At 62.5% G+C, this 17,463-nt stretch carries 21 protein-coding genes; 9 read left to right on the top strand and 12 right to left on the bottom strand.

Annotated features, from left to right (window positions below; genetic code table 11):
- The first annotated feature begins 3 nt into the window (after positions 1-3).
- The 6 genes from lptC (at position 4) to ptsN (ending at position 5,245) form a co-directional block, all read left to right on the top strand.
- Positions 4-717: an LPS export ABC transporter periplasmic protein LptC gene (gene lptC, locus NKJ32_RS11540; protein WP_352568226.1), complete on the top strand. Its 714-nt coding sequence runs from the start codon at positions 4-6 to the stop codon at positions 715-717.
- Positions 704-1,303, top strand: coding sequence for an LptA/OstA family protein (locus NKJ32_RS11535; protein ID WP_023675264.1), 600 nt, complete (start codon positions 704-706; stop codon positions 1,301-1,303). The genes lptC and NKJ32_RS11535 overlap by 14 nt, the downstream gene beginning before the upstream one ends.
- Complete coding sequence (gene lptB, locus NKJ32_RS11530; RefSeq protein ID WP_023675265.1) at positions 1,303-2,121, top strand: LPS export ABC transporter ATP-binding protein; 819 nt, start codon at positions 1,303-1,305, stop codon at positions 2,119-2,121. The genes NKJ32_RS11535 and lptB overlap by 1 nt, the downstream gene beginning before the upstream one ends.
- Before the next feature lie 197 nt (positions 2,122-2,318).
- Complete coding sequence (gene rpoN, locus NKJ32_RS11525; RefSeq protein ID WP_352568225.1) at positions 2,319-3,845, top strand: RNA polymerase factor sigma-54; 1,527 nt, start codon at positions 2,319-2,321, stop codon at positions 3,843-3,845.
- Positions 3,846-4,136: 291 nt separating this feature from the next.
- Entirely contained in the window at positions 4,137-4,721 is a 585-nt protein-coding gene (gene hpf, locus NKJ32_RS11520; protein WP_023675267.1) for a ribosome hibernation-promoting factor, HPF/YfiA family, read from the top strand.
- Between the two features lie 59 nt (positions 4,722-4,780).
- Complete coding sequence (ptsN, locus tag NKJ32_RS11515) at positions 4,781-5,245, top strand: PTS IIA-like nitrogen regulatory protein PtsN (RefSeq protein WP_023675268.1); 465 nt, start codon at positions 4,781-4,783, stop codon at positions 5,243-5,245.
- 111 nt (positions 5,246-5,356) lie between these two features.
- Here the strand turns inward: ptsN and NKJ32_RS11510 are convergent, their stop codons facing one another.
- On the bottom strand, positions 5,357-5,614 hold the full coding sequence (locus NKJ32_RS11510; protein WP_023675269.1) for a BQ00720 family protein: 258 nt from the start codon (positions 5,612-5,614) through the stop codon (positions 5,357-5,359).
- A gap of 63 nt (positions 5,615-5,677) precedes the next feature.
- Entirely contained in the window at positions 5,678-6,103 is a 426-nt protein-coding gene (locus NKJ32_RS11505) for an Hsp20 family protein (protein ID WP_352469433.1), read from the bottom strand.
- Positions 6,104-6,247: 144 nt separating this feature from the next.
- On the opposite strand from NKJ32_RS11505, the gene NKJ32_RS11500 reads away from it, so the two are divergent.
- Positions 6,248-7,189 carry a nucleoside hydrolase gene (locus NKJ32_RS11500; protein ID WP_352453985.1) on the top strand — a complete coding sequence of 314 codons (942 nt, stop codon included), beginning with the start codon at positions 6,248-6,250 and terminating at the stop codon, positions 7,187-7,189.
- A gap of 9 nt (positions 7,190-7,198) precedes the next feature.
- Here the strand turns inward: NKJ32_RS11500 and NKJ32_RS11495 are convergent, their stop codons facing one another.
- From NKJ32_RS11495 to NKJ32_RS11470, 6 genes are all read right to left on the bottom strand, one after another.
- Positions 7,199-7,558, bottom strand: a complete 360-nt coding sequence (locus NKJ32_RS11495) for a hypothetical protein (RefSeq protein ID WP_352577452.1) — start codon at positions 7,556-7,558, stop codon at positions 7,199-7,201.
- 3 nt (positions 7,559-7,561) lie between these two features.
- Positions 7,562-7,930, bottom strand: coding sequence for a hypothetical protein (locus NKJ32_RS11490; RefSeq protein ID WP_352577453.1), 369 nt, complete (start codon positions 7,928-7,930; stop codon positions 7,562-7,564).
- A gap of 52 nt (positions 7,931-7,982) precedes the next feature.
- A complete protein-coding gene (locus NKJ32_RS11485) occupies positions 7,983-8,597 on the bottom strand; it encodes a LysE family translocator (RefSeq protein WP_352644100.1) in 615 nt (204 codons plus the stop codon).
- Between the two features lie 103 nt (positions 8,598-8,700).
- A complete protein-coding gene (locus NKJ32_RS11480) occupies positions 8,701-10,161 on the bottom strand; it encodes an amidase (RefSeq protein WP_352755082.1) in 1,461 nt (486 codons plus the stop codon).
- A gap of 6 nt (positions 10,162-10,167) precedes the next feature.
- Entirely contained in the window at positions 10,168-11,076 is a 909-nt protein-coding gene (locus NKJ32_RS11475) for a ribokinase (RefSeq protein ID WP_352588331.1), read from the bottom strand.
- A 116-nt stretch (positions 11,077-11,192) separates the two neighbouring features.
- On the bottom strand, positions 11,193-12,086 hold the full coding sequence (locus tag NKJ32_RS11470) for a methylated-DNA--[protein]-cysteine S-methyltransferase (protein WP_352453988.1): 894 nt from the start codon (positions 12,084-12,086) through the stop codon (positions 11,193-11,195).
- Positions 12,087-12,246: 160 nt separating this feature from the next.
- On the opposite strand from NKJ32_RS11470, the gene NKJ32_RS11465 reads away from it, so the two are divergent.
- Entirely contained in the window at positions 12,247-13,014 is a 768-nt protein-coding gene (locus NKJ32_RS11465; RefSeq protein ID WP_352576236.1) for a class I SAM-dependent methyltransferase, read from the top strand.
- 9 nt (positions 13,015-13,023) lie between these two features.
- On the opposite strand, the gene NKJ32_RS11460 is transcribed toward NKJ32_RS11465, so the two are convergent.
- Complete coding sequence (locus tag NKJ32_RS11460) at positions 13,024-13,518, bottom strand: DUF2244 domain-containing protein (protein WP_023675281.1); 495 nt, start codon at positions 13,516-13,518, stop codon at positions 13,024-13,026.
- 22 nt (positions 13,519-13,540) lie between these two features.
- Here NKJ32_RS11460 and nth point away from each other — a divergent pair, with 22 nt between their 5' ends.
- Positions 13,541-14,362: an endonuclease III gene (nth, locus tag NKJ32_RS11455; protein ID WP_023675282.1), complete on the top strand. Its 822-nt coding sequence runs from the start codon at positions 13,541-13,543 to the stop codon at positions 14,360-14,362.
- A 34-nt stretch (positions 14,363-14,396) separates the two neighbouring features.
- On the opposite strand, the gene NKJ32_RS11450 is transcribed toward nth, so the two are convergent.
- The 3 genes from NKJ32_RS11450 to NKJ32_RS11440 all read right to left on the bottom strand — a co-directional run bounded on the left by NKJ32_RS11450 (position 14,397) and on the right by NKJ32_RS11440 (position 17,442).
- The gene (locus NKJ32_RS11450; protein ID WP_352588322.1) at positions 14,397-15,908 is read right to left on the bottom strand and encodes a tripartite tricarboxylate transporter permease; all 1,512 of its coding nucleotides are present in this window, start codon (positions 15,906-15,908) and stop codon (positions 14,397-14,399) included.
- 9 nt (positions 15,909-15,917) lie between these two features.
- Entirely contained in the window at positions 15,918-16,385 is a 468-nt protein-coding gene (locus NKJ32_RS11445; protein WP_352568215.1) for a tripartite tricarboxylate transporter TctB family protein, read from the bottom strand.
- A gap of 79 nt (positions 16,386-16,464) precedes the next feature.
- Positions 16,465-17,442, bottom strand: coding sequence for a tripartite tricarboxylate transporter substrate-binding protein (locus NKJ32_RS11440; RefSeq protein ID WP_352453992.1), 978 nt, complete (start codon positions 17,440-17,442; stop codon positions 16,465-16,467).
- Between the last annotated feature and the right edge of the window lie 21 nt (positions 17,443-17,463).

The following is a 17,463-nucleotide window of genomic DNA, read 5'->3' as shown; positions in this document are numbered from 1 at the left end:
GTCATGTTAGCGGGACCAATCGAACCGACCAACACCGAGACGGAGTTGGCTCCCAAGGCCGCAGGCCGGGCGCGGGTCGACGCGTTTGACGTTGCGCAGCGTCATTCGCGCCGGGTCCGTATCCTCAAGCTGGCCGTGCCGCTGGTCGCTGCCGTGATTGCGGTCGCGTTTCCGGTCTATTCCTATCTCATGGCTCCCGCTGCAATCGAGGTGCAGGCCGACGGCGGCGCCTTTGCCGATGGCAAGCTGGTGATGGCCAATCCCAAGCTCAACGGCTTCACCAAGCAGGACCTGCCCTATTCGATGACGGCCCTGCGCGCCATACAGGACGTCAGCAAACAGGGCATCATCGATCTGGAAGGCATCAAGGCCAAGCTGCCGATTGCGGCCGACAACACGGCCGCCATCAACGCCACGCACGGCACCTACGATCGCGACGGCAACACGCTCAGCCTGACCAGCGATGTGACCGTGTCGACGACGGATGGTGTGGTGGCAAAATTCAAATCAGTCTATCTCGACATGGGCGAAGGCACTATGAAGACAAGCGAGCCCGTCGATGTCAGCCGCGGCGGGTCGCGGATCAGGGCGGATTCGATGTCGGTCCAGGACAATGGCAAGGTCCTGGTTTTCGAGAACAAGGTGCGCGTCGACATCGATCCCGCCAGTTTGAAGGCGGCAGAGGCAAAGAGCGGAGAGACCAATGCGGTTCAGTAGTTCGGCACGGCGCCTCGCCGCGATTTCGGCGTTGCTAACCTTGGGGCTGACCTTGGGGACGGCGCCGTCGCTGGCGCAGTCCAAGGCCACCAGCCAAATGTCCGGCCTCAGGCTGTCGGGCGACAAGCCGATCCAGATCGAAAGCGACAAGCTCGAGGTGCGCCAAGCGGAAAGCGTTGCCGTCTTCACCGGCAACGTCAACGTCGTCCAGGGTCCAACTGTGCTCAAGGCCGGCAAAATGACGGTCTATTACGTCAGGGATGCAGGCGCCGCCAAAAGCGCCCAGCCGGCGGGTGCCGCGGCAATGACCGGATCCGCCAACATCGACCATCTCGAGGTCGACGATAAGGTCTACATCAAATCGGACAATCAGGTTGCCACCGGCGACCGCGGCACTTTCGACATGAAGACCGAAGTGCTGGTGCTTTCGGGCAGCAAGGTCGTGCTCTCGCAAGGCGACAACGTGCTTGTCGGCTGCAAGCTCACTGTGCAGATGAAGAGCGGCCTTGCCCAGGTCGACGCCTGCGGCGGCCGCGTCATGATGTCGATCACGCCGCCGGCGAAGTCTGGAGCAGCGAAACCCTGATGACCGGCATATCGTCGCTGCTGGCGCGTCTTCCAGGGCGCGCCGCCAGCCAACTTGCGGCACCGGCCAGGGTCACCGTCGAAGCGGCAAAGTTCAAGGGAACCTTGATCGCCAAGGGGCTGACCAAAAGCTACAAGGGCCGCAAAGTCGTCAGCGGCGTGACGCTGGGCGTGCGCGCCGGCGAGGCGGTTGGGCTGCTCGGCCCCAACGGCGCCGGCAAGACGACCTGTTTCTACATGGTAACCGGCCTGGTGCCGGTCGATGAAGGCACGATCGAAATCGACGGTTTCGACGTCACGTCGATGCCGATGTATCGCCGCGCCCGTCTCGGCATCGGCTATCTGCCGCAGGAAGCCTCGATTTTTCGCGGCCTGAATGTCGAGCAAAACATCCGGGCCGTGCTCGAAGTGGTCGAAAAGAGCCGCAAGGAGCGTGAGCGCCTGCTCGACGAATTGCTCGAGGAATTTCACATCAGCCATCTGCGCAAGGCTCCGTCGCTGTCGCTCTCCGGCGGTGAGCGGCGACGCCTCGAAATTGCCCGCGCCTTGGCAACCCGCCCCGCCTACATGTTGCTCGACGAACCTTTCGCCGGCATCGATCCGATCGCCGTCGCCGACATCCAGCAGCTCGTGCGCCACTTGACGGCACGTGGCATCGGCGTTCTGATCACCGACCACAATGTCCGCGAGACACTTGGCCTGATCGACCGCGCCTACATCATCCATGCCGGCCAGGTGCTGACCCATGGTCGAGCCGACGAAGTGGTCGCAAATGCCGATGTGCGGCGGCTTTATCTCGGCGAGGGATTTACGCTCTAAGTGCGAAATTCCGGCTCGAGCGGGATTTCCGGCGTGGTCCAGCAGCTTTTTCTTCAATTTTCTGCCTGAAAACGCTCCGACAGGCGAGTTTTACCGCTCCTCGCCTTGACAAGCAAAAGCCGGGCCAGTTTCTATGCTGGCCTGGAAAATTCCTTCCAGCAGTGCGGGTGCGTAGACGGAGCGTTTGAAACCGAACCATGGCGTTGGCGGCAAAACTACAGCTACGACAGTCGCAGTCGCTGGTGATGACGCCGCAGCTGATGCAGTCGATCCGCCTGCTGCAGTTCACCCATCTCGAGCTGGAACGCTTCATCGACGACGAGATCGAACGCAATCCCCTGCTGGAACGCGCCGAACCGCAGGAGGACGCCGCCAGCGACCAGGCGCAGAAGGGCGACGCCGCATCGGAACCGGCTGCCGACGGCGACTGGTTCGAGGCGGAAACGGCGTGGAGCGCCGAGGCGATCTCGGAAAAGCTCGATACGTCGCTGGAAAACCTGTTTCCTGACGATCCTGGTACGAGCGAGCGGCTCGGGCCCGACCTGACGGCACAATGGAAATCGGCGTCCGGCAACGGTTCCACCTCTTCCTCCGACGGCTTCGACGTCGCGGATATGGCGGCGGCGGCCATCACGCTGCGCGACCATGTCGGCGAGCAGGTGGCGCTCGCCTTTGCTGATCCGGCGGCGTGCCTGATCGCCGGCGAGCTTGCCGACGGCCTCGACGAGGCCGGCTACATGCGTGCCGACATGGCCGAGATCGCCGCCCGCCTCGGCACGGACGCCACGGCGATGGCACCGGTCCTGGCGGTCTGCCAGACATTTGAGCCAGCCGGCATATTCGCCCGCGACCTCGCCGAATGCCTGTTGCTGCAGCTGGCCGTGCGCGACCGGCTCGATCCGGCGATGAAGGTGCTGATCGCCAATCTCGAACTCCTGGCACGGCGCGATTTCCAGACGCTGAAGCGGATTTGCGGCGTCGACGAGGAGGATCTGCTCGACATGCTGGCCGAGATCCGGGCGCTCGACCCGCGGCCTGGAATGGCGTTTTCGCGCGGTGCCAGCGATGCGATCGTGGCCGACGTCGAGGTGCGTGCAGCCAATGACGGCAGCTGGACGGTCGAGCTCAATGCCGAGACGCTGCCGCGCGTGCTGGTCGATCACATCTATTTCGCCCAGGTCACGCCACATGCGAAAAACCAGGCGGAAAAGGATTTCCTTGCCGAATGCCTGCAGAACGCCAACTGGCTCACGCGCAGCCTCGACCAGCGGGCGAAGACCATTCTCAAGGTGGCCTCTGAGATCGTGCGCCAGCAGGACGCTTTTCTCGTCCACGGCGTGCGGCACCTGAAGCCGCTCAACCTGCGCACGGTGGCGGACGCCATCGGCATGCACGAATCAACGGTCAGCCGGGTCACGGCAAACAAATACATGCTGACGCCGCGCGGTGTGTTCGAGCTGCGCTATTTCTTCACCGCCTCGATCGCTTCGTCAGGTGGCGGCGATGCGCATTCGTCGGAAGCGGTGCGCGACCGCATAAAGCAGCTGATCGACGAGGAGAAAGCCATCGATGTGCTTTCCGACGATGCCATCGTGGACATGCTGCGGGAAAGCGGCGTCGACATCGCCAGGCGCACGGTGGCCAAATACCGGGAAGGCATGAACATACCCTCTTCGGTGCAGCGGCGGCGCGAAAAACGCGCTTTGGCCAGCGCCGGCCGTTGATCTCCGGCGGAATTTCCACAGCTTTCGCCCTTCATTGACAAGCGGCGACGAAGTGGCTAGAAGCCCGCCCGCATGAGACGGGCTGGCGAGTGGATTTGAGTTCGCCGATGCCCGCACGAGAGATGGTCCGTCACGACGTAGGCCACGGGACGGCCAAGAAGGCGGCTTGTGATCAACCGGAAAGTTCGGATCTAAAATCGGCGCAAGTGACGCCGCAAAAGCTTGTGCGCGCGGACCACGAGTATAAACTCGGGACAGTTTGAAGCCTGAGCAAGGAAGGTCAGTTTTCAGATGACACTGCGCATATCGGGAAAACACATGGATATCGGCGATGCGTTCCGTACGCGCATCAACGACCGTGTCGGGGAAGTGATCGGGAAATATTTCGATCGGGGCTTTTCAGGGCAAATCGTAGTCGTCAAATCGGGGTCGCGCTACACGGCCGATTGCATGATCCGGCTGGACTCCGGTGCTTCGCTGCAGGCGACCGGCGATGCCCAGGATCCAACGCTTGCCTTCGATACTGCGGCAGACCGTCTGGAAACGCGCCTCAGGCGCTACAAGCGCCGGCTGAAGTCGCACAATTCAGGCAATAGCAACGGCGAGCTCACCGACGTCGCCTATACGGTGATGGCGCCGCTTGCCGACGACGAGGAGGACATACCGGAGAATTTCGCGCCGGCCATCGTCGCCGAATCGACCATGACGCTGCGGACCATGTCGGTGGCGTCAGCGGTGATCGAACTCGACACCAAGGACAGCCCGGTCCTGGTCTTCCGCAATGCCGGAAATGACCATCTCAACATCGTCTATCGCCGGCCGGACGGGAATATCGGCTGGATCGACCCGTCCACGGCCAAGGTCGCGCAGGGGTAAAGACCAGCCGCACGCGAGCGTGGGGACTGGCGACGGCAGGCGAACAAGGGATTTCAAGCATGGATCTGAGCGATCTCGTCAGCGTTCCGGCAATCATGCCGGCGTTGAAGGCGAACTCCAAAAAGCAGCTGCTGCAATTGCTGTCCGAAAGGGCGGCGGCAATTTCCGGCATTCCGGAGCGAGAGGTGTTCGACACCATCCTGCAACGCGAGCGGCTCGGCTCCACCGGCGTCGGCAACGGCATCGCCATTCCGCACGGCAAGCTGGCTGGGGTGAAGCGGATCGCCGGCGTTTTTGCCCGGCTGGAGACACCGGTGGACTTCGAGGCCCTCGATGATCAGCCGGTCGACCTGGTGTTTCTGCTTTTGGCTCCCGAAGGTGCCGGCGCCGACCACCTCAAGGCGCTGTCGCGCATCGCGCGGGTGCTGCGCGACGCCGACACGGTTGCCAAGATCAGGGGCACGCGCGACGCCGTGGCCATCCATGCGCTGCTGTCGGACACGCAGGCCTCGCACGCCGCTTGAGGTTTTGATTAAATCCTTTGAAGGGCCGCCGTGAGCGGCCCTGTCCGTTTCCAGCCAGATCGCTGCGCCGTATTTGTCAGTCGATGGCGCCAATGTTGGTGGATAGCGACGTTAGTGGATAGCGACCGGGGTCAGATCGTTTTCCAGCGCGCCAGCCAGTGCCCGGTCGCGAGCGTCCGAAAGCAGGATCGGCTGGCCATTAGCGGCAAACAGGGCCCACAGTTCCAGACCCGGCGCGATTTCGCCGAGGCCCGGGAAACGGCCGCGCAGATCGTCGCTCGACACTTTCCTGAGATAGGCGACCGAACCTTCGCCGAGATGGGCGAATTCGCCGCTGGTCATGATGATATTCTCGTTAGTTCTGGTCATTTCAAGCCTCCTTGCCGCGAGACGCCGCTCAAGGCCATCCCGCATGAGAGCTATCGGCAAAAATCAGTCTTTCACCGATATGTTTATTTTTCGTACCAGCCGTTCGGATTCCGGCCGATCGAGATCGATCGACAGAAGGCCGTTCTTCAATTCCGCCGTAATCACCCGCATGCCGTCGGCCAGCACGAAACAGCGCTGGAACTGGCGCGCGGCGATGCCGCGGTGGAGAAATTCGCGCTCGGTGTCGTCGTTCTGACGGCCGCGCACGACCAACTGGTTCTCCTCCGTTGTGACATCGAGATCGCTTTCCGCGAAACCGGCGACGGCGAGCGTGATACGCAGCCTTTCGGTTTTGCCGTCGGCACCGCTGAGGCGCTCGATGTTGTAGGGAGGATAGCTGTCACCGGACTTTGCCAAGCGCTCCAGCGTCTTTTCCATGGAATCGAAACCGAGGAGAAGCGGGCTGGAAAAAGGCGTCATTCGGCTCATGTTACAGTGTCCTCTCAAGAGCGACATAAAGTGGAAAAACCCGGATGGCATTTTTCCCGATGGTCTTGATATGGTCCGCCGCCCGGCAGACTTCAAGCCGTCACACGTCCCGCCCAAAAAGACTTGCCAAAACAAGGAATTGAAATGCCCCAATCCCGCAGGATCATCATCGACACTGACCCCGGCCAGGACGATGCCGTCGCCATATTGCTGGCGCTCGGCAGCGCCGAGCTGGAGATCGTCGGCATCACCGCGGTGGCCGGCAACGTGCCGTTGAAACTTACCGAAAAAAACGCCCGCAAGATCTGCGAGCTGGCCGGCCGGCCGGACGTCAAGGTCTATGCAGGCGCCATCCGGCCGCTGGCGCGCGAACTGGTCACCGCCGAGGAAGTGCATGGCAAGACCGGCCTCAACGGGCCGCAACTGCCCGAACCAAAGATGAAACTGCAGGAAGAGTATGCGGTCGATTTCATAGTCGAGACACTGATGAGGGAGGAGAGCGGCACGATCACGCTTTGCGCGCTCGGGCCGCTCACCAACATTGCGTTGGCGCTGATCCGCGAGCCGAAAATCGCGCCGCGCATCAAGGAAATCGTGCTGATGGGCGGCGGCTTCTTCGAGGGCGGCAACGTCACGCCGACCGCCGAGTTCAACATCTATGTCGATCCGCATGCCGCCGATGTCGTGTTCAAATCCGGCATTCCGATCGTGATGATGCCGCTGGACGTCACCCACAAGGCGCTGACCACCGCCAAGCGTACGAAGGCCTTCCGTAAGCTCGGCACCAGGGTCGGCACGGCCACCGCGGACATGCTGGAATTCTTCGAACGTTTCGACGAGGAGAAATACGGTACCGACGGCGGCCCGCTGCACGATCCTTGCGTCATCGCGTATCTGCTGAAGCCGAAGCTGTTCAAGGGTCGCAACTGCAATGTCAGCGTGGAAACCGCCTCGGAGCTCACCATGGGCATGACGGTGATCGACTGGTGGGGGGTGACCAAGCGGCCGAAGAACGCCATGGTGATGCGCGACATCGATCATGATGCGTTTTTCGCGCTGTTGCTGGAAAGGCTGGGGCGGCTTTAGCGCCGTCTTTCATTCCCGAAGCAGACGATACGTTTCGGTGTCGTTCATGCGACGCTGTCGCTCGATCAAAACTTGCGAGCCGATGGCGCGCGGCGCGCGCGGGTCGCCATACACGAACACCAGGAGGTTACTTTCTTCGAGACGGATTCCATAGAGATAGCGGAATCCGTCACCGACCGCCCCTTCAGCATTGAGGACGTTAACCACCGTGCCTGTCACGCGCTCCACATCGACGATGGGGCTGCTCCGCCTTGCAATCAGTGCACCGATTGCCAAAATGCAGACGCCCACCACAAGGCTGGTGATAATGACGCCCCGGAGGTTTTCCCGCAGTATCAACAAGGTGAAGGCCAGCCGCGCTCTTGCCATGGTTCAACTTGCAAACCGGTAAAAGACGAAGCCATTGTCGCGCGTGACGCGCTCGATGCCAACGCGCGAGCCGATCAGATGCGGGAGGTCGTCGTAAACGAGGACCGTCGAACCGTTCTCAAGGACCAGCAGATATTGGATATTGCGCCCTTTACCCTGTCCACTTTTGATCGTTGCATCGACCGGGTCGACCGACCGGATCGGACTTGCGTCATTCGCCCATTTGTTCAGAGCCGACGGAACCATCGCCGCGAACAAAGCGATGGACAGGATCACGCCAAACGCGTTCCTTTTCAAATCCGCGTAAGTCCACGGCATAGACATGAATCCCCAACTGTTGATCCATGTGGTGGCCTGAAGGCCGACTTTCAATCGGCCTTCCTATTCCAGGATGTTGCTGTTGGCGTCGCCGGGCTCGCGGCCGTTACTTCGCCTTGGAACAGGCCAGCCACAGGCCGCCGCCGACCAGGAAGCTGCCGCTGATCCTCGACAAGAGCTTGACGCGGCCGGCCGACAGCAGACGCCCGGCGCGGCCGGCGGCCAGCGCGTAGGTCGAATCCGAGACGGCGGCGAAGATCATCGCGGTGAGACCCATGACGCCGATCTGTAACGCGTAATTGCCTTCAGGCGCGATGAACTGCGGAAAGAAGGCGCCGAAGAACACTAGCGTCTTTGGATTGCTGATCGCCACCAGCAGCCCCTGCAAAAAGAAGCCGCCACGCGGCTTTTTTGCCGATCCGTCGGCGTTAAGCTTGCCTTTCGAGCGGAACATCTGCACGCCCATCCAGATCAGGTAAGCGGCGCCGATCAGCCGGACCCATTCGAACCAGTGTCCCATGCCGGCGATCAGTGAGGTCAGCCCGATGCCGACAATGGCGATCATGATGGCCAGCCCGGCCTGGGTGCCGGCGACATTGGCGAGCCCGGCGCGCGAGCCGTGGCGGATGCTGTTGGCAATGATCAGCGTCACCGTCGGCCCCGGCACCAGGATGATGACGATGCAGGCGACGACATAGGTGGCGTAGAGTTCCAGCGACATTTTTTCCCTCCACAGATGCCGCGCGTGCGGCGCGCTGTCGCGATCAATGCATGACGATGAGTTGCGTGCAAGTCGGCGAGGCGCCGACAATGCGGAGCTGATTTCAGCAGGCGCCGGCCTGCCATGGCAGCGTTGCCTCATAGGCGGCAGCCGCCCTCAGCACGGAGAGGTCACCGCGCGGCCGCCCGATCAATTGCATGCCCATTGGCCGGCCCCTGGCGTCGAAGCCCGCCGGTACGTTGACCGCCGGGCAGCCGCCCATCGCGGCGAGCGCTGAGACCTGCATCCAGCGGTGATAGCTGTCCATGGCACGCCCGGCCACTTCCCTTGGCCAGTGGGTGACGACATCGAAGGGAAAGACCTGTGCGGCTGGCAGCGCAATCAGGTCGAAACGCTCGAAGAGCGATAGCAGTATTCGGTGCCAGGACGAGCGCCTCACCGTGGCGGCATGGATCTGCGGCGCGGTGAGGCGCAGTGCATGTTCCACCTCCCAAACGGCCTCCGGCTTCAGCAGACTTCGTTTCAGGAGATCGTCGTAATGCGCCTTGAGTGCACAACCGCTGCTCGCCTGGCGAAGCGTTACAAAGGCTTGCCACAACGCTTCGAAGTCGAATTCCGGCATCAGCAGCTCGGCCTCGAAGGATACATCCGCGAACCGGCCGAGTGCTGCCTCGCAAAGCTGTAGAATGCCTGCTTCAACCGGCAGATGGCCGTTAAGATCGCCGAGCCAGGCGATGCGCCCGCCGGCCGCCGGTGCTTCCAGCCCTTCGAGGAACGAGCCTGGCTTATCATGCGACAGCGGCGCGCGAGGATGATAGCCGGCCTGAACGTCGAGCAGCAGCGCCATGTCCCGCACGTTACGCCCCATCGGCCCTTCGACGCCCATCTGCGCATGAAACACATCAAGGTCAGGGCCAGCCGGCACCAATCCCTGCGACGGGCGGAAGCCATAGACATTGTTGTAGGCAGCGGGATTGCGCAGGGAACCGCCAAAATCGCTGCCATCGGCAACGGGAACCATGTCGAGCGCCAGCGCGACCGCCGCACCGCCGCTCGAGCCGCCGGCGGTCAGCGCCGGGTCAAATGCGTTGAGCGTCTGTCCGAACACGGTGTTGTAGGTGTTGGAGCCGAGCCCGAATTCGGGAACGTTGGTCTTGCCGATGATGATCGCGCCGGCCTTGCGGACGCGCTCGACGAAGAAGTCGTCTTCCTCAGGCACAAAATCGGCGAAGATCGGCGAGCCGAAGGTGGTTCTCAGGCCGTTTGTCAGCGAAAGATCCTTAATCGCGATCGGCAGGCCGAACAGCGATCCGGTATCTCCTCCTCGCGCCAGATGGGCGTCAGCGCTGTCGGCCTCGCGCAGGATGTCGGCACGCTCACGCAATGAAACGATAGCGTTGACCAGCGGGTTCACCGCCTCGATCCTGTCGAGGCATGCCGCGACCACTTCGCGCACCGAAAGCTGCCGGCGCCTGATCTTCCCGGCAAGCTCCACGGCAGACAGGCGGCAGATGTCGCCGGCGGGCGGCACCGCATGCTTGGTCGTCGGGCGCATCGCTGTCATCCGGCTTCAGCCTGTAGATTTCTGCAGGGCGGCATCGACGTCCCTGGCCAGCGGGATGGCCGGCTGTGCACCGGCTTTCAGGCAGGCCAGCGAACCGGCTGCGGCAGCGCGGGCAAGCGCCTGGTCGAGCGGCAGGCCGGCTGCCAGCCCGGCTGCAAAATAGCCGCAGAACGTGTCGCCGGCACCGACCGTGTCGAGCGGGGTGATCTTCAGCGCCGGAACCATCAGGAGATCGTCCGGCGTTGCCGCCAGAACGCCGTCCGAGCCAAGCGTGACGACGATGGTGCGGCCGGTTCTCGCGGCATAGTCGCGCATCCGTGCCGGGCGGTCGCGGCCATTCAACGACAGCGCCTCGCCATAGAGGTCGAACTCGGTTTCGTTGGCGACGAGATAGTCGGCCTTGCCGAGGAAGCCGGCCGCGTCGCCATGGAAAGGTGCGGTGTTGAGCACGGTCATCGCGGCGGCTGTCCTTGCCGCGTCGAGTGCTGCCTCGACGGTCTGCAGCGGGATCTCCAGTTGCAGCAGCACGACGTCGCCGTTTTTTACGAAAGCCTTGGAAAGGTCACCCGGCACGACCGAATCATTGGCGCCCGGCACAACGGCGATCACGTTCTCGCCGTCGGCGCCGACCATGATCAACGCGGTACCGGTCGAGGCAAAGGTCTCGCCGACGCCGGACAGGTCGATCTTGCCGTCGCGCAGCAGCGCCAGAGCGTCGCTGGCGAAGCTGTCCTTGCCGACCGCGCCGACCATGCGCACCTTGGCGCCGGCGCGGGCGGCGGCCAGCGCCTGGTTGGCGCCCTTGCCGCCGGGGGCAGTAGCGAAACCGGAGCCGCGCACGGTCTCGCCGGGACCGGGCAAGCGGTCGACACTTGCGATGAGATCGAGATTGATGGAGCCGATGACGACGATCAAGAAGTGCCTCCCGCTAGCGCATACCACTCTAATTGCGCGGGAAGCTACTCCGTAAGATCGCTGCTTGTCACCCTAGCGGTCCTTGCATCGCTCGTGTCGTTCCATTCGTTGGCTATTCAAGAAGAGACCTGTCCCGCCTCCCAGCCGAGGATGGCGCGTTTGCGGGTCAGGCCCCAATGGTAGCCGGTGAGTGCGCCGGACTTGCCGAGAGCCCGGTGGCACGGCACGACGAAGGACATCGGATTGGCACCGACCGCGGCACCGACAGCCCGGCTGGCACTCGGTGCGCCGATGCGCGCGGCGATCGAGGAATAGGTGCAGGCCTGGCCCATCGGAATACGCAGCAAGGCCTCCCAGACACGGACCTGGAAGTCTGTGCCGATCATGACGACGCGCAGCGGCTGGTCGGCGCGCCACAGCGACGGATCGAAGATGCGCGCGGCATAGGGCGCCGTCGCCGCCATGTCCTCGACATAGGTCGCATTCGGCCAGCGGCTGGACATGTCGGCAAAGGCCGCACGCTCGCCGCCGGGATCGTTGAAGGCGAGGCCGGCAAGGCCGCGGTCCGTCACCATGATCAGCGCGATGCCGAAAGGTGAGATATGATAGCCGTAGCGGATGGTGAGCCCTGCGCCGCGGGTCTTGTAATCGCCCGGCGACATCGCTTCGTGGGTGACGAACAGATCGTGCAGCCGGCCTGGGCCGGACATGCCGAGTTCGAACGAGGTTTCAAGCAGCGGCATGCCGGCATCGAGCAGCTTGCGCGCATGATCGAGGGTGACGGCCTGCAGAAAAGCCTTGGGCGACAGGCCGGCCCAGCGGGTGAACAGCTTCTGCAGCCCGGTCGGCGTCTCGCCGACCTCCTCGGCCAGCACTTCCAACGAAGGCTGGTCGCGATAGTCGAGGCTGATCTTTTCGATGGCACGACGGACGATTTCGTAGTCTCCACCTTCAGGCGTGATGTCTTTCTGAAGGATTGCTGTCGTTTTGAGAGGCATTTGGGCGTTCATGGCAGTATCTCCTTGAGTGCGAATATCGTCCTTCGCGGCGCCGATCACCACCCGAAACTTGCTTTCCCGCAGCATGTACCCAGATAGAGTCGGCTTTGAATGGGAAGGACGGTCGTGGCTGGTGAAAAAGTAAACTTGACCGGGGCAAAGGACTTTGCTTTTGACACTTTACGGCAAGGCGCTGGAGAGCCGGCTGCCCAATTCGCTGCTCAGGGACTACTTTGCCGACGAGGCGGTGCGCAACATCGATTATGATTTCTCACGGCTCAAGGTCGACAACAATCTCGGCATCGGTCTAGCAATCAGGGCAAAGACGCTGGACGTCTGCGTTCAGGACTTTCTCGCCCGAAATCCTGACGCCATCGTACTGCATCTCGGGTGTGGGCTCGATACGCGCATATTCCGTATCGACCCGCCAGCCGGCGTGGACTGGTTCGACGTCGACTATCCCGAAGTCATCGATCTCAGGCGCAAGCTCTATCCAGTGCGGGATCACTACCATCTGATCGCTTCGTCGGTCACCGAACCTGGATGGCTGAACAAAGTACCTCGGGATCGCCCGGCCATAGTCGTGGCGGAAGGCCTGACTCCCTACCTGGGTGCCGAGGAGGGGCAGCAACTGTTTTCTCGTTTGGTGGGACATCTTTCGAGCGGCGAACTGGTTTTCGATGCCTATAGTCGCCTGGGACTGAAGATCATTCGCCTCAATTCCTCCTTCCGCGCCACCGGCGCCGAGGTCCACTGGAGCATCGAGAACCCGCATGAATTGGAGCGAGCCGTTCCGAAGCTGCGGTTCGTCGAGGACATCCCTGCCTATAAGCCGGAACATGCCGCTCGCATGCGCTGGTTCGCGAAACTGTTCGTTCGCCTTTGGAAATACATTCCAGCATTGCGCAAGATCGGCAGGCTGTTGCGCTATCGGTTCTGAAACGCTGGCTCAGCGCGCCTTGGCGGCTGCCAGAGCGCGCGAAAATGCGGTGGCAAAACTTTCGCGGTCGGCAGGGTTGAGGAAGCCGCCGATCGAGACGGTTTTTCCTTGCGCCTCGACCGCCATTCTGGTGATGCCGATCTCGGCGTGGCGGGCGATCGAAAAGCGCGCCCAGAACGGATTGAAGCGGTGTGCTTCCGATTTGCCTGACGGGGCAGTCTTGCGGATGTCGAGGCTGGTGCGCGACACCGATACCTCCTCGCGAGCCCGGGCGGCACGATAATTGGCGCGGAAGGCGATGTAGACGGCGATCACGTCGAGGCCGAAGAAGCCGAACACCGGCCAGGCGCCGCGCGACAGAAAAAAAGCTCCGGTCACCAGCCAGCCGAACAGCAGGGCGCCCATCAGGATGGCAAAGCCGGTCTTGCCCAGCGACCGGTGCGGTGTCAGCAGCGCCTGGAAAAATGGCTCGTCGGCCTGAAATGAGGCGTTTGTGTCGCTCATTGGGGAATATTATAGGAAGGCAATGACAAGCCCCAAGCCCAAAAACTCTTCTGCGCTAAAAAAAGACCTGTTGCCCGGCCGCCGCGACGGCTCGAACGTCAAGCCGCGTCCGCGGCCGGCGAGATCGCGGGCGCTTTACAGCGCGGCCGAGGTGCATGAGATTTTCCGGCGCTTTTCCGTTCAGCGGCCGGAACCGAGGGGCGAGCTCGAACATATCAACGCCTTCACGCTGTTGGTGGCGGTGGTGCTTTCGGCTCAGGCGACGGACGCCGGCGTCAACAAGGCGACGCGGGCGCTGTTCAAAATCGCCGACACGCCGCAAAAGATGCTGGCGCTAGGCGAGGCCAAGCTCGGCGACCATATCCGCACCATCGGGCTATGGCGCAACAAGGCCAAGAACGTCATCGCGCTGTCGGAGGCGCTGATCCGCGACCATGGCGGCGAGGTGCCTGAGGATCGCGATCAACTGGTCGAGCTGCCGGGTGTCGGCCGCAAGACCGCCAACGTCGTGCTCAACGTGGCATTCGGCCAGCATACGATGGCGGTCGACACGCACATCTTCCGCATCGGTAACAGGCTCGGCCTGGCGCCGGGCAAGACGCCGGAACAGGTCGAGCAAGGTTTCCTGAAGATCATTCCGGATGAATATATGCGGCACGCGCATCATTGGCTGATCCTGCACGGCCGCTATGTCTGCAAGGCGCGCAAGCCGGATTGCCCGGCCTGCGTCATCGCCGATATCTGCAAGGCCAAGGAAAAGACGACCAGCGTGCCTGCACCGCTGGTCGAGATCGCGCCGCTCGGGCCAGTAGAAGCGGCTACTGAGTCAGTGCCCGGCAAGTGACTCTGAAGTTCCTCGTATGTGGCGCCGTCCACATTCAGGAACTCTCCTCGACGAACACCTCCTCGCGCTTCTTCCTGACCGCGGGGAGAAACACGATGACGAGCACGGCAAGCGCGATGAGGAGCAGGCTGGCGCTGATCGGCCGCGTCACGAAGGTGCTCGGATCGCCGCGCGAGAGGATCATGGCGCGGCGTAGGTTTTCCTCGAGCAGCGGGCCGAGCACGAAGCCGAGCAGCAGCGGCGCAGGTTCGCAGCGCAGCTTGGTCAGGAGGTAGCCAAGCAAGCCGAAGAAGGCGACGGCATAGAGGTCGTAGACGTTGGTGTTGACGCTGTAAACGCCGATCGAGCAGAACGCCATGATGATCGGGAAGAGCACATAGTAGGGGATGGTAAGAAGTTTCACCCAAAGCCCGATCAGCGGCAGGTTCAAGATGATCAGCATCAGATTGCCGATCCACATCGAGGTGATGATACCCCAAAACAGTGCAGGCTGTTCGATGGCGACATTGGGGCCGGGCACGATGCCCTGGATGATCATCGCGCCGATCATCAGCGCCATTACCGGGTTGGCCGGAATGCCGAGCGTCAGCATCGGGATGAAGGAGGTTTGGGCGCCGGCATTGTTGGCCGATTCCGGTCCGGCGACGCCTTCGATGGCGCCCTTGCCGAATTCCCCGGGATTTTTCGAGACACGTTTTTCGACGGTGTAGGAGGCAAAGGCGGCAAGGATCGCGCCGCCTCCCGGCAGGATGCCGAGCGCCGAACCGATGATCGTTCCGCGCACGATGGGAGCCGCCATGCGCCGAAAATCTTCGCGGGTCGGCATAAGGCCGGAGATCTTTCGGATCAGCACGGAACGCTCATGCTCGTTTTCGAGGTTGCGCAGTATCTCGGCGACGCCGAAGACACCGACCGCCACTGCGACGAAATTCAGCCCGTCGGCATATTCGCGGATACCGAGTGTGAAGCGGGGCGTACCGGTGTAGATATCGGTGCCGACAAGTCCCAGCAGCAGGCCGAGCACGACCATAGCCAGCGCCTTGACGATCGAGCCGTGGGCGAGCGCGACGGACGAGACCAGGCCGACGATCATCAGCGAAAAATACTCGGCCGCGCCGAATCTCAGCGCTATCGCCGTCAGCGGTGGGGCAAAGATGGCGACGAGGAAGGTCGACACCGTGCCGGCAAAGAACGAGCCTATCGCCGCGGTCGCCAGGGCTGCTCCGGCGCGGCCGTTCCTGGCCATCTGATAGCCGTCGATTGCGGTGACGGCCGACGAGGATTCGCCGGGCATGTTGATGAGAATGGCGGTGGTCGAGCCGCCATACTGCGCGCCGTAATAGATACCGGCGAGCATGATGAGAGAGGAAACCGGGTCGCCGATCTGGAAGGTGATCGGCAACAGCATGGCGATGGTTGCGGTGGCACCGATGCCGGGCAGAACGCCAATCAGCGTGCCGAGAAGGACGCCGATCAGGCAGAAACCGAGGTTTGCCAAAGATGTGGCTGTCGAAAAGCCGAGTGCGAGGTTGTTGAGGAGTTCCATTTCATCTCCTCACAACGACAGTGGCAACCACGGGCCGAAACGCCGAAACGGCAGGCCGAGTGCGTAGCTGAAGACGACGAATGCGAACAGCGTCAGGCCGGCTGACAGCACGAGTGCAGTCAGCGGCTTCATACGGCCGCTACCGAAAGATGCGATCAGCGCCGTCAGGAAGATCGACGGGATGAAGCCGAGGCCGCGCACCGTCAGGCCGAAGAAGATCGGAGCAGGCAGGATGAACAGCATGCCGCGCCACGCAATGTAACCGATCGGCTCACTCTCGAAGCGCACTGCCTCGACTAGGATGACGGCGCCGAGCAGAATGAGCACGATCGCCAGAACCAGGGGGAAATAGCCCGGCCCCATGCGAAAGGCGGTGCCGATTTCGAGGCCCAGCGACTGCAGCGCGAAAAAGGCGCCAATAAAGATCAACAGCGCGGCGCATATGCCGTTGGTTCTGTCGATTGCGAAAGGTTTCATGGCGTCCTCCCGGCCCGCCTCACGGGCGTGCCGATGCCGGTGTAAAAACGGGGCGCTGGCGGCGCCCCGTTGAAAACCTTTAGTCGGCGTACTGGCCGGCCGCTTCGATGATCGGCTTCCAGCGCGCAATCTCACTTTCCAGCTTGGCCTTGAGCGCGGCCGGCGTGGCATCGGCCTCGGGCGACGGCTTGGTGCCGAGTTCGGCAAATCGGGCGACGACGTTCTGGTCCTTCAGCGCCACCTGCAGAGATTTCGACAGGCGTTCGGTGATCTCGGCCGGCGTGCCCTTGGGTGCATAGATGCCGTGCCAGATGCCGACCTGCACCTGGGGAAGACCGGCCTCTATCGTCGTCGGCACGTCCGGCAGCACGTCTAGCCGTTGCGGCGAGGTTACGGCATAAGCCTTGATCGTGCCGCCCTGGATCTGCTTGGTGGTATTGGTCGTCTGGTCGCACATGATGTCGACCTGGCCGCCGAGAAGATCGGTCATGGCCGGGCCGGTGCCCTTGTAGGGTACGGTGACCAGCGGCGTGCCGATGGCGCTCATAAACAGCATGCCGCACAGATGCGAGGCGGCACCGATCCCGGCATTGGCAACGGTGATGCTGTCCTTGTTGGCCTTGGCGTAGTCGACCAGCCCCTTCAGATCGGTCGGCTCGAGGTCCTTGCGGCCGACGATGGTCATCGGCACCTCGGTGACGAGGCCGACATATTCGAATGCGTTCAGCGTGTCGTAGGCGAGCTTTCTGTAGAGCGTAGCACTTGTCGCCATGCCGATGTGATGGAGGAGCAGCGTGTAGCCGTCAGGCTCGGCATTTGCGACGCGGCCGGCGCCCAGTGTGCCGCCGGCGCCGCCGACATTCTCGACGATGACCTGCTGGCCGAGGTCCTTCGACATGGCTTCCGCGACAAGACGCGTGACGGTGTCAGTAGGGCCGCCGGCCGAAAACGGCACGACAATGGTGATGGTGCGTTCGGGGTAGGTCTGCGCGCCAGCGGCCGGTGGGTAAAGCATGGCGGCCGCAGCGACAGCCAGCGCGGCGACGAATTTTCTCATCGTGATTCCTCCCATGATACG

Origin of the sequence: Mesorhizobium sp. M0159 (assembly GCF_040322295.1) — a bacterium.
Taxonomy (GTDB): Bacteria; Pseudomonadota; Alphaproteobacteria; order Rhizobiales; family Rhizobiaceae; genus Mesorhizobium.
This window is presented reverse-complemented; position numbering and strand designations above follow the sequence as displayed.